The sequence below is a fragment of the Bacteroidales bacterium genome, from assembly GCA_021157585.1.
Classification (GTDB): domain Bacteria; phylum Bacteroidota; class Bacteroidia; order Bacteroidales; family UBA12170; genus UBA12170.
Window position 1 is genome coordinate 15,657 of sequence record JAGGWH010000083.1, and the last position, 12,877, is coordinate 28,533.

At 33.8% G+C, this 12,877-nt stretch carries 10 protein-coding genes and 1 riboswitch; of the genes, 8 read left to right on the plus strand and 2 right to left on the minus strand.

Going from position 1 to position 12,877, the window contains the following annotated elements; all coding sequences use genetic code 11:
* The first annotated feature begins 210 nt into the window (after positions 1 to 210).
* The 3 genes from J7K39_05680 (at position 211) to J7K39_05690 (ending at position 5,478) form a co-directional block, all read left to right on the plus strand.
* Entirely contained in the window at positions 211 to 984 is a 774-nt protein-coding gene (locus J7K39_05680) for a glycyl-radical enzyme activating protein (protein MCD6179376.1), read from the plus strand.
* Between the two features lie 3 nt (positions 985 to 987).
* On the plus strand, positions 988 to 3,354 hold the full coding sequence (locus tag J7K39_05685; protein ID MCD6179377.1) for a glycyl radical protein: 2,367 nt from the start codon (positions 988 to 990) through the stop codon (positions 3,352 to 3,354).
* A gap of 144 nt (positions 3,355 to 3,498) precedes the next feature.
* Positions 3,499 to 5,478, plus strand: coding sequence for a PAS domain S-box protein (locus J7K39_05690; GenBank protein MCD6179378.1), 1,980 nt, complete (start codon positions 3,499 to 3,501; stop codon positions 5,476 to 5,478).
* 5 nt (positions 5,479 to 5,483) lie between these two features.
* Here J7K39_05690 and J7K39_05695 read toward each other — a convergent pair whose 3' ends face one another.
* A complete protein-coding gene (locus J7K39_05695; GenBank protein ID MCD6179379.1) occupies positions 5,484 to 6,578 on the minus strand; it encodes an alanine racemase in 1,095 nt (364 codons plus the stop codon).
* 138 nt (positions 6,579 to 6,716) lie between these two features.
* Here J7K39_05695 and J7K39_05700 point away from each other — a divergent pair, with 138 nt between their 5' ends.
* A complete protein-coding gene (locus J7K39_05700; GenBank protein MCD6179380.1) occupies positions 6,717 to 7,643 on the plus strand; it encodes a DMT family transporter in 927 nt (308 codons plus the stop codon).
* On the opposite strand, the gene J7K39_05705 is transcribed toward J7K39_05700, so the two are convergent.
* Positions 7,640 to 8,686: a galactose mutarotase gene (locus J7K39_05705; GenBank protein MCD6179381.1), complete on the minus strand. Its 1,047-nt coding sequence runs from the start codon at positions 8,684 to 8,686 to the stop codon at positions 7,640 to 7,642. The two genes, J7K39_05700 and J7K39_05705, sit on opposite strands and share 4 nt — an antisense overlap.
* A gap of 171 nt (positions 8,687 to 8,857) precedes the next feature.
* On the opposite strand from J7K39_05705, the gene J7K39_05710 reads away from it, so the two are divergent.
* The 4 genes from J7K39_05710 to ribD all read left to right on the plus strand — a co-directional run.
* Entirely contained in the window at positions 8,858 to 10,180 is a 1,323-nt protein-coding gene (locus J7K39_05710; protein ID MCD6179382.1) for a lysine 2,3-aminomutase, read from the plus strand.
* Positions 10,181 to 10,364: 184 nt separating this feature from the next.
* Positions 10,365 to 10,718, plus strand: coding sequence for a thioredoxin (locus tag J7K39_05715; GenBank protein MCD6179383.1), 354 nt, complete (start codon positions 10,365 to 10,367; stop codon positions 10,716 to 10,718).
* 58 nt (positions 10,719 to 10,776) lie between these two features.
* Positions 10,777 to 11,703 (plus strand): FAD-dependent oxidoreductase, encoded by a 927-nt coding sequence (locus tag J7K39_05720; protein ID MCD6179384.1) that lies wholly within the window; start codon positions 10,777 to 10,779, stop codon positions 11,701 to 11,703.
* A gap of 119 nt (positions 11,704 to 11,822) precedes the next feature.
* Positions 11,823 to 11,945: riboswitch (FMN riboswitch) on the plus strand.
* A gap of 87 nt (positions 11,946 to 12,032) precedes the next feature.
* Positions 12,033 to 12,877, plus strand: an 845-nt coding sequence (gene ribD / locus J7K39_05725; protein ID MCD6179385.1) for a bifunctional diaminohydroxyphosphoribosylaminopyrimidine deaminase/5-amino-6-(5-phosphoribosylamino)uracil reductase RibD, incomplete at its 3' end; no start/stop codon positions are given.

Sequence of the window (12,877 nt, forward strand, 5' to 3'; positions counted from 1 at the left end):
TACAACCCGCAAAAAAAACACATCAACTTGAATTCCTATCAAAAGGATTTGTACTTTTACCCCGATGATACAACAATCAAATATTGCTATGTTTCTCCGTATGTACGGTGCTTTTGGTCGTGGTCTATTTGAATGCTGGATTTCCTGATATATCCTATCTCCTACTTATCGTAATTTTTCTTTTTTATATTTTTAAATTATTACAATCCAATGACTGGAATTGTTTTTGATATCAAACGATTTGCCATACACGATGGTCCGGGAATCCGAACCAGTATATTTTTTAAAGGATGCCCTTTAAGCTGCTGGTGGTGTCATAATCCGGAAAGTATAAGAGCAGGTGTTGAACAACTCAATTTTAAGTTTAAAGGAAAGAATTATATTGGTTGGGAAACAACTTCTGAGAATCTTTTAATTGAAGCTGAAAAAGATCGTCCGTTTTACGAACAATCCAATGGAGGAATCACTTTTACAGGAGGCGAACCTCTGATGCAGCCGGATTTTCTAATAGAGACCGCAAAGCTTTTTAAACAACATAACTTACATATTTGTTTAGACACAAGCGGATATGCATCATCTAAAATTTTTCAGGAAATCAGTCAGTATATCGATTTATTTTTATTCGATTTAAAGCATCTTGATAATAAAATGCATAAGAAATATACAAGCGTTTCTAATCAGGTTATTTTAAAAAACTTAGAATATTTAGTTAAAATTAAAAAAGAAGTCCATATTCGTTTTCCTTTTATTCCTACAATAAATAATCAGTCAAGCTACTTGAAAGACATGACAGATTATCTAATAAGCCTCAAACACATAAAAAATATCAATATTTTACCTTTTCACAAAATTGCACAAGGGAAATACGAACAATTAAATTTTGAAAATAAAATGAGTGGAATTCAAGAATCCTCAAATAATGAAATTGAAAACGCAAAATACTTTTTTGAAAAACAAGGATTTAATGTAAAAATTGGAGGATAAACAATGATTACAAAAAGAATAGAGAAACTCAGAGATAAAAGTCTAAATACAAAGCCAAGTATTTCTGGTGAGCGTGCAGAATTAATGACCGCATTCTACCAATCGAATAAAGCCAAGAACCTTTCTGTTCCAATTTTAAGAGCCAAAGCTTTTAAATATTTAATGGAAAATAAAACTATTTATATTGGTGATGGAGAATTAATTGTAGGCGAACGCGGCCCGGCACCTCAACAAACGCCAACTTATCCTGAGGTATGCATTCATTCTATCCCCGATTTGGAAATGATAGACAAAAGACCAAAAGTCAGATTTAAGGTTGATGATAAAGTAAAAAAACTCTATACCGATAAACTTATTCCTTTTTGGAAAGGGAAAAGCAATCGCGATAAAATTTTTGCGCAACTCCCACAAAAATGGCTTGATTCTTATGATGCCGGCGTTTTTACAGAGTTCTTAGAACAACGCGCACCAGGTCATACCGTTTTAGGTGATGTGATTTACCATCAAGGATTTAAAGATTTACGAAAGAAGATAAATAAACGAATTACTGAACTTGATACCGGTAACGAAGAAAACAAACAAGCCAAAAGAGATGAGTTAAATGCCATGCTTATCAGTTTGGAAGCAGTCTCTATTTTCGCAAGACGTCACGTTGAGAAACTGAAATCTATTCTTGAATTAGAAAAAGACAAAACACGTCGGCAAGAGCTTGAAAAAATGATTCAAGTATCGAAAAACGTACCGGAGAATAAGCCTGAAAATACTTGGGAAGCACTCCAATATTATTGGTATATTCATCAAGGTGTAATCACCGAACTAAACCCTTGGGATTCTTTTAATCCGGGGCGATTAGATCAGCATCTTCTTCCTTTTTACAAAAATGATTTAGCAAATGGCAAAGCAACAAAAGCGGAGATTACCGAGATATTGCAAGCCTTTTGGGTAAAATTTAACAATCATCCATCACCACCAAAAATGGGCGTTACTGCTAAAGAAAGCAATACATTTACTGATTTTGCTTTAATAAATATTGGCGGATTAAAAGAAGATGGAACTGATGCTGTAAATGAGATGAGTTACATTTTGTTGGACATAATTGAAGAAATGAGAATTCTTCAACCCAGCTCAATGGTTCAAATTAGCAAATACAATCCCGATACGTTTATCCGTAGAACTTTAGATATTGTAAAAACTGGTTTTGGACAGCCATCCATTTTCAATACCGACGCTATTATCCAAGAGTTACTCAATCAGGGAAAAACTATTATTGATGCACGAAACGGAGGCGCAAGCGGCTGTGTTGAAACAGGTGCTTTTGGAACAGAAGCCTATATTTTAACCGGTTATTTCAATCTAACTAAAGTCCTTGAAATCACTTTAAATAACGGAGTAGATCCTCTTACAAATAAACTCATCGGCATAGATAGTGAAAATATTACAAAATTTCATTCATTCGATGATTTGATGCTTGCCTACAAAAAACAATTGCAGCATTTTATCGATATAAAAATTGAAGGAAATAATATTATCGATCGAATTTATGCGACAGAACTCCCTGCACCATTCCTTTCTGTTTTTATCGATGATTGTATAGCCAATGCAAAAGATTATAATGCCGGAGGAGCAAGATACAACACCAGTTATATTCAGGGTGTTGGATTGGGAAGTATCACAGATTCTCTAAGTGCACTGAAAAAGCATGTTTTTGAAGACAAAACACTTTCGTTATCAGAATTTGTAAATATCCTTCAGAAAAATTTTAAAGACTCTGAACTTTTCCGCAACCGCTTGATTGAAGAAACTCCAAAATACGGTAATGATGACAATGCTGCCGATAATATTGCCAAAGAAGTTTTTGAACTCTTTTTTACTTCTGTAGATAATAAACCTACAGCCAAAGGCGGCAGATTCCGTATTAATATGTTGCCCACCACATCACATGTATATTTTGGTAGTAAAATTGGAGCTTTGCCCGATGGAAGAAAAGCCGGCAAACCACTTTCCGAAGGTATTTCTCCCGTTCAAGGTGCCGACCGACTGGGACCAACAGCTGTTTTAAAATCGGCTTCAAAAATTGATCATCTCCGAACCGGAGGGACTCTATTAAATCAAAAATTTACTCCTCAAATTATGGAAGATGAAACGGGACTAGAACAAGTAAAAAACCTTATTAGAACTTATTTTCATCTAAATGGTCATCATATTCAATTTAATGTAGTTACAGCTGAAACTTTACGGAAGGCAAAATTAAAACCTGAGAAATACCGTGATTTAATTGTCCGCGTTGCCGGATATAGCGACTATTTTATTGAGCTTACGGAAGAACTGCAAGACGAAATTATCAAACGTACGAAACACGATAACTTTTAAAAAAAGATAAAAAAAAACCGTAATAATATTGGCCTTTTATTTATTTGCATTAACAATTCTTATTCCCTATCTTTGACTTTGAAAAAGCAGCACCTATACCACAAGAACTCAGGCCGCTTTTTAAAACAATTTATTAAAAACCTTATGAAAAACCATTCTCAAAACACTTTGCTGTCCCTCGAAAATGCTCGCTTAAGGAAACTTCTTAATCATAGTGAAGCACAACGTAAAAAAGAACGCTTTTTACTTCAGAAACTTGATTTATTTAGCGAAAATACCCCTATGGCAGTAATCAATTGGGATTTAAATGCAGGCATAACAGATTGGAATAAATCAGCCGAAATTATATTTGGGTATACAAAAGAAGAGGCACTTGGAAAAGTTGCTGCCGACTTTATGTTACCGGAAGCGACCAAGAAACTAACCAATAAAGTTTGGAAATCTCTTTATGAAAATACAGGAGGAACCCGAAGCACAAATGAGAATATTCGAAAAGACGGAAAAATTATTACCTGTGAATGGTATAACACTCCACTTGTAAATGAAAAAGGAGATGTCGTTGGAATCTCATCTATGGCTCTGGATATTACTGAAAAACTAAATGCTGAAAAAGCAATCAAAGAAAGCAATGCACGATTTAAAATGCTATCGGAACTTACTTTTGAAGGCATCGTTATACATAGAGATGGAATTGCTATAGAAACCAATTCTAGTTTAGAACGCTTAACGCTATATACCCGAGAAGAATTGATCGGAAAAAATATCATTGAACTCTTAATAGTAGACAAATACATACCATTAATTCGCGAGAATATTCAGAAAAGCACAGCCATTCCTTACGAAGTAGAGGGAAAAAGAAAAGATGGAAAAATAATTTGGGTTGAAATTGAAGCTAAAAATTTTCATTATAACGGACAGAAACTTCGTGCTGTCGCAATTAGGGATATCCAAGAACGTAAGAAAAATGAACAAAAGTTGCGAAAAGCTCTTTATGAAGCACAAGAATCAGAACGCTTAAAATCCGCTTTCCTATCTACAATATCTCATGAATTGCGCACCCCATTAAATGCTGTTATAGGCTTCTCGGATTTAATTGATGAAAATATGGATATCAAAGAAGCGGCGGAACTATCTAAAATGATATTTAAAAGCGGGAATCATTTACTTGAAATACTCAACGATATATTTGAGTTAAGCATGCTCGAAGAGGGCACTATGATTTTATCAAAACAAAATCACGATCTTAACACCATACTCGACGAAGTAAAAGAACATATTCTAGTGGAAAAGAGAAAAATGAATAAGGATAATCTATCTCTCATTTTCGATTACAACATAGAAAAGAACCTACAAATATATACCGATCAAAAACACTTTAAACAAGTTCTTATAAATTTATTAAAGAATGCTCTAAAGTACACTAAAGAAGGCTTCGTTAAATTAGGTTATAATATAAACCCCGGAGTATATGAATTTTATGTGAAAGACACTGGAATAGGAATACCTAAAGAAAAACAAAAACATATTTTTGATCATTTCCGCCAATTAGATGACAAACATACTCGCGAATTTGAAGGTGTTGGAATTGGATTATCCATAGCAAAAAAACTATGCGAAAATCTTGGTGGAGAATTAAGAGTGGAATCAGAAATAGGCAAAGGATCTATATTTTATTTTAGGATTCCACAAGAAAATAATACAGCTGACATTAATTTGAAGCCAACAAAAGTAAGTATTGACTTGTCTATACTATATGGCAAAACAATATTAATTGCAGAAGATGATGCAGATAGTTTTGAACTATTAGAAATGTATTTAAAGCCTTGGAAAGTTAAAATTCTTTGGGCTAAAAATGGTGTAGAAGCTATTGATATTTTTACTAAAAATAAGGATGTTGATATAATCTTAATGGATATTAAAATGCCCATATTAAGTGGATATGAAGCTACAAAAGAGATTAAGCTAATCAAATCCGAGATTCCTATTATTGCACAAACAGCCTATGCAATTAATAATGAAAAAGAAATTGCTTTAGCAGCAGGTTGCAACGATTATATTTCAAAACCAATAAGTTGGACAGCATTATCAGAAAAAATAGTTATTCATTTACAAAACGCAGAATAAACTGCTTAATACGTTCTGAACTTAGAAATACTTTTACCATATAGGCTTATCATCTCCCTATTTAAATCAACTGTCATACACGAATGAACGGGTAAAACAGCAAGAATATCGCCAAGCTGTATTTTATTAATTTCTGTTGAAGACATTTTAACTATACCATGCTCCTGAGAAAAACTCTCAACGTAGGAATCAGATAAAATTCTACCAAAACCATATTGATCTGGAAGCGACACTAAGCCATAAATATCTTTCTCATTCCAAAGAATTTTCTCCTTAGAAAGATGAACTCCTCCGCCATATATTACAATCTGATTTCTTTCAGGATATTTTGCTACAACAGGACAGTATACAGCAACAGCAATATCGTCAATAGAACAGCTTCCCAACAAATACTGCATAACATCATAAAACACAAAATTCCCCGGTCGCATTTCGTCTATACCTTCAAAATTTTTCGCCAAAGAAGCCGCCGGAGTGTCTCCCATTGAAAGAACTATTTGAGGATAATTCTCAATAAAATGATTTTTTAAATCGACTAATTTTCTTCTTGAGTCATCAAAAAGTGCAATAATGTCGTTTGAAGATAACTGAGAATATGTATTACCCGTATGACTTAAAAATCCTTTAAAGGAAAACTGTGGAACAGCCTCAATAGCACGTATAATATTTTCTATTTCTTCTCTTCTATCAAATAAAATACCGGAACGATTATAACCCGTATCTATTTCGATAAATAAGCCAATATTAGTAGAAATATTTGAAGTAAAAAATTCTACTTTCTCAACTGTATCAACCAAAATCTGCAGTTGCATATCTTCTGCTAAAGAATTCATTTCATCAGCTTCAAGCGTATTTGCAGGGAAAGCAATAGTAATATCATTCCAACCGGCTTTTGCAAAATACTGTGCCATCCCCACTGAAGAAACGGTACATTTTGTAATTCCCTTTTGCCGATACACCTCTCCTATAAAACGAGACTGATGAGTTTTAAAATGCGGACGAAATTGCACCCCTTTCCGCTTAAACTTATCGACCATACGTTTTATATTCTGCTCTACTCTTTTTAAATCAACAACCAAAGTAGGCTTCTTCATATCCATTGTTTTCCGATTTATTCCTTTCCAAAAATAAGTAAAATTAAACCTGCTTTCCAAAATAAAAAACAAACCATATAAAATCAAAAACAGATTTTTTAGTAAAAAAAATTTTATGACCTTTGCGCCAACGAAATATATAAAATGGAAAACCGAAAAAATGTAATTTTAGGAGCAATATTAATCAGTTTTTCCGCCATTTTATGGGGTTTCGATGGTGTAGTTCTAACGCCACGACTTAGCAACTTAAACATTAGTTTTGTTGTTTTTATCCTTCACCTCTTTCCTTTTCTTCTTATGAATCTTTTTTTATTTAAGCGTTATAAGCTTATTAAAAAATTGAGTCTTAACGAAACCATTGCCTTATTCGGAATTGCCATTTTTGGTGGAGCTATTGGAACATTTTCTATTGTAAAAGCCTTATTTCTCGTCGACTTCCAATCACTTAGTATTGTTGTATTACTCCAAAAGCTACAACCTATATTTGCTATTTTATTAGCAGCAACATTTCTGAAAGAAAGACTGGGTAAAAACTTTATTCTTTGGGCTATAGTAGCAATTGTAGCCGGTTATTTTCTAACTTTCGGAATATCTCTACCTAAATTACACGAAAGCCAAAACACAATAAAAGCAGCCCTTTTTAGTGTTTTAGCAGCATTTTCTTTTGGAAGCTCTACAGTATTCAGCAAACGTCTATTAGTAAAACTCGATTTTATTTCCGCTGCTTTTTTTCGCTACGGACTAACAAGCTTACTTATGCTAATAATTGTGCTTGGAAATGGAAAAATTAGTGAGTTTGAAAATGTAAGCACCTTAAATTGGTGGGTAATTGGTATTATTTCATTAACAACAGGCTCTGGGGCTATTTTTCTTTACTATTACGGATTAAAACACGTAAGAGCAATCATATCAACAATAGCCGAATTATTCTTTCCTCTTTCTGCTGTACTCTTCGACTATATTTTCAATAATCATATTCTTAGCCCAATACAATGGTTAAGCGCAGGTGTAATGATCTTTGCCATTATTCGCTTAAATGCCGATAATAAAAAGCAACAATCTAAAACCTAATCCTGTTTTATTTGAAAACTAATTTGGGTATGACTACCATATTTCTCACCCGGATTTAAAAAAATAGACGGAAAATTAGAATGATTAGGAGCATCGGGAAATGCCTGAGTCTCCATGCAGAATCCCGCATGCTTACCATATTTAACCCCTTTCTTTCCTAACTGACTACCATCAAAATCATTAGCAGTATAAAGCTGTACGGTTGGCTGATCGGTAACAATATCCAATATCCTACCACTATCAGCATCTATCACACGAGAAGTAACAAGAAATCTACCTAATTCTTTATTTATTACAAAAGTATGATCGTAACCGTTTTCCATTTTATCAATATCAGCACCAATTTTTTTTCCACGCGAAAAATTAACCGGACTTCCTATAATATAATTTAATTTCCCGTTAGGAATTAAATCAGCATCAGTATCTAAATACTTTAAAGCATTAACCATTACAATATGATCTAATACATTTGGAGCCTTTCCTCCGGATAAGTTATAATAGGTATGAGATGTAAGATTAATTGGTGTACGCTTATCCGTTTCTGCATTAAAATATATCATTAGCTGATTTTTATTGTTTAGAATATAACGTGTTTTAAAATCAACATTTCCGGGATAACCATTTTCACCATCGGGAGAACGATAAGAAAATTCAATACCTATAGAATTATTTTTTCGGAAAGTTTTTGCCTTCCAAACTACTTTATTCAATCCTTTGCTTCCACCATGCAAATGATGCTTTCCAAAATTTTTATCGAGTTTAACCATAAACGGACCGTCAATATACTGTGCTCTTCCTATTCTGTTGGCAACACGACCAACTACTGCCCCCATATAATGAATATCATTTTCGTACTCAGCTAAAGAATCGTAACCCAAAACTATATCGCCGGACTGCCCTGACTTGTCCGGAGTATCTATCGATTTGATAATACATCCATAATCTAAAACTTCTATTTTCGTTTTAAGATTATTTTCAAAAATATATTTAGAAACTTTATCTCCGTTTTTAGTTGTTCCAAAATACTCTTCTTTTATTTCCATTTGCAATTTTTTACAAATATATCCAACAATCTTTTCAAAAAAAAGAAGCGACAAACTAAATTTAAAACAGTAACTAAAGTATAAGTTTACCCGTCAACGATAGAAATAAGGAACTTGTTTTTTATCTTTATTTTCTGTACCTTTGCACCCCGAAAATAAAACCTCATGACTATGATAAAGACACAAGATTATAAAGTATTTACTCTCCACAATTATGATCAAATACCACAGTTAAAAGAGTATTTGAGTCCGGAACAATACAGGGCTATTGAGGTTGTTGGCTTGGTACTTCCATTTAAAGTTAACAACTATGTTATTGACGAATTAATAAATTGGAATGATATCCCAAACGACCCCATATTCATATTAACATTTCCACAAAAGGAAATGTTAGAGGAAGAACATTATAAACTTGTAGATGAAGCTCTAAGAAATAATATTCCACAAACGGAATTAAGAAAAATAATAAAAGATATTCGTACTAAATTAAATCCAAACCCTGCCGGGCAATTAGATCATAACGTACCCATTTTAGACGGACAACGTTTGCAAGGTGTTCAACATAAATACGATCAAACCATATTATTTTTCCCAAGTCACGGACAAACCTGTCATGCTTATTGTACTTTCTGTTTCCGTTGGCCTCAGTTTATTGGAGATAAAAATTTAAAATTTGCTCAGAACGAAACTAGTGGCGTTGTTGAATATTTAAAACGTCACCCCAAAATCACTGACATTTTATTTACCGGCGGTGATCCTATGACAATGAGTGCTAGCCGCCTAAAAGCTTATTTGGAGCCTTTTTTAAGTCCTGAATTAGAACATATTCAAACTATACGTATTGGCACAAAATCCTTATCCTACTGGCCTTACCGTTATATAAACGATAAAGATACTGAGGAATTATTGAATTTATTTCGTCAGATAATAAAAGCAGGTAAACACTTGGCATTTATGGCTCATATTAACCATCCGGCAGAATTAAAAACAAATGCCGTTAAACTAGCCATTAAAAATATAAAAGAAACCGGTATTGAAATCAGAACTCAATCGCCAATTATGCGACACATCAACGATAAAGCATGTATTTGGAAAGACATGTGGAACATCCAAGTCTCACTTGGATTAATACCATATTATATGTTTATTGCACGTGATACCGGAGCTCAACATTATTTCTCAATTCCTCTAATTAAGGCTTGGCATATTTTCAAAGATGCATACCGTCAGGTTAGCGGCATAGCCAGAACCGTAAGAGGACCTAGTATGTCTACTCATCCGGGTAAAATAGAAATCGTTGGCCCGGCTACAATAAATAATGAAGAAGTAATTACTCTTAATTTTATTCAAGGTCGTAATTCTAATTGGGTAAAACAACCTTTCTTTGCAGAATATAACGAAACAGCAACTTGGTTAGACGATCTAAAACCTGCTTTTGGTAAAAAGAAATTTTTCTTTGAAACTGAATTAATTGATGACGTAAAACTAAACTAAACCCCAAACTGATTAATAGTTATAAATCCTGTAAAAACTAAACTTTATCCTTTCTCTAACTGACAAATTGTCTATCACAAATGTTTTTTCAAACTTTAAGTTTAAATCGCTTAAGTATCACCTTTTGGCATAATTTCTGATAGGTAAACGCAAACGATATTAATAACAATAAATAATAATTAAAATGGTATTACCAACAAATTTAAAACATGTTGCAACAGCTCAAGAACTAACAAACTTGATAAACGAAAAAGAAAACGTAATGGTTTGCGCCGGACGTATGGGTCCTATGTGTTTACCTGTTTACGATATTATGAAAACACTGGAAGAATCAGGAGAATACGAGCACGTTGAATTCCGTGATATGCTTTTCGACAGCCCTGAATGCGCCATTATCAGAAATCTACCTGAGTGTCGCTCATTTATGGGTCTTCCTTTTAACGTTTACTATAAAAACGGTAAAGTTGTAAAAGCAACAACAAGTATCCAAAATATGGATATGGTTAAATCCATTCTGGATACAGAATTTGCAAAATAAAATAAACTTAAAAGAATCTCAATTATATAATCAGAGGTTCTTTTGTTTTTCTAAAGATATGGAAAATACAAACTACGATGTTATTATTCTAGGTGGCGGACCTGCGGGATTAACAGCCGGGATTTATCTTGCAAGAGCAAAAGCAAAAGCTTTAATTCTTGATAACAGTATAATTGGCGGTCAAACCATACTTACACACGAAATCGCAAATTACCCCGGAATAGAAAGTACTAGCGGTTTTATGCTTGCCAACACTATGAAAAAGCAAGCCGAGAACTTTGGCTGTACTATTAAAGCTAATATTAAAATCGAGCAATTAAATTTAGAAGCTACGGTAAAAAGTGTAAGCTTAAGCAATGGCGAAACCTATAATGCAAAAGCTATTATTTTAGCTACCGGAGGCAGATCAAAAATGATTGGTGTTAAAGGCGAACAACAATTTAAAGGTATGGGAATTTCCTATTGTGCTACTTGCGATGGCGAATTTTTTACCGGTAAAGAAATTATTGTTGTCGGTGGTGGAAATTCTGCTCTTGAAGAAGCCGTTTCTCTAACAGCTTATGCCAGCAAAGTAACTATCATTCATCAATTCGATCATTTTCAGGCTTTTCAACATGCTATTGATGAAGCAAAATCAAATGATAAAATTGATTTCATTATGGAATCAAAAATAACCGAATTTAAAGGTGAAGGTGGACTTCAAGAAGTTGAAATTGAACATATTCCAACCGGAAAGAAAGAGACAAAAACCATTAACGGAGTCTTTATCTTTATTGGTTACGAAGCTCAAACAGAAATACTTTTTGATACTCCTGTAAAACTTAACGACTGGAAAGAAATTTTAGTTGATTCTTCAATGCAAACAAATATCGAAGGCATTTTTGCTGCTGGTGATTGCTTAGCTAAACGCTATCGTCAGATTACTACTGCAGTAGCTGACGGAACAATTGCAGGATTAAGTGCTTTAGAATACATTAATAAATAATTGTTGGAGAGCAATTATTGCGTCGAGCCGAGTGATTAATTTCATTCGGCTTTTTTTATCTAAAAATTAACAATTGATAGAATTAACAAATGAGAAACATTTGTAATTTTGCCTCTGTTAATATTCTTCAGGGCAGGGTGAAATTCCCGACCGGCGGTGATAGTCCGCGACTCCCAAGAGATTGGGACTGATTTGGTGAAACTCCAAAACCGACAGTAAAGTCTGGATGGAAGAAGAATAAGCATTGAGCCTTGGCATGAGGGGTTTCCTCTACGTTGTTGGTGTGCTAAATAGAGCCCTGAAGTGATTGAAACTTGAGGGCTTTTTTTATGACAGACAGAAAAATACAGCAGCTTAAATTTGATCGCAAAATGATGCGAAACAGCCTCCGATTGGCAAAAAAAGGCTGTGGTTTTGTTGCTCCAAATCCATTAGTTGGCGCTACCATTATTAAAAACGGAAAGATAATTGGCGAAGGCTATCATCAAAAATTTGGAGAAGCCCATGCAGAAATAAATGCCATCAATAATGCCACTGAATCTGTACAAGATGCTACCATTTATGTAAGCCTCGAACCCTGTTCTCATCAAGGAAAAACTCCGGCTTGTTCGCTAGCAATTATTCAAAACGGTTTTAAACGTGTAGTTATTGCAACACTTGATCCCAACCCTTTAGTTGCAGGTAATGGCGTAGAAATGCTAAAAAAAGCAGGTATAAAAGTTGAAGTAGGAATTCTAGAAAAAGAAGCTTTAACATTAAACGAGCGATTTTTTAAATTTATTCAAACAAGAAAACCCTTTATTGCTATAAAAATGGCGACTAGTTTGGATGGAAAAATTGCCACTTTTAGTGGAGATTCTAAATGGATAACAAACAAAAGCTCAAGGAAATTTGCTCATCAATTACGACAAAAATACTCCTCTATTCTAATAGGAATAAATACTGTTATTGCAGATGACCCAAGCTTGAATGTGCGTCTAAAAAACACAAGCAATAGCAATCCTCTACGCATTGTTCTCGACTCAAAATTGCAAATCCCATTGCAAGCCAAAATTCTAAATATCAGTATTGCACCAACTTGGATTGCCACAACAAAGCAAGCACCATCAATAAAAATAAAACAGCTGGAGAATCTTGGAGTTAAAGTACTTGTCTGTCCAAAAAAAGAAGGAAA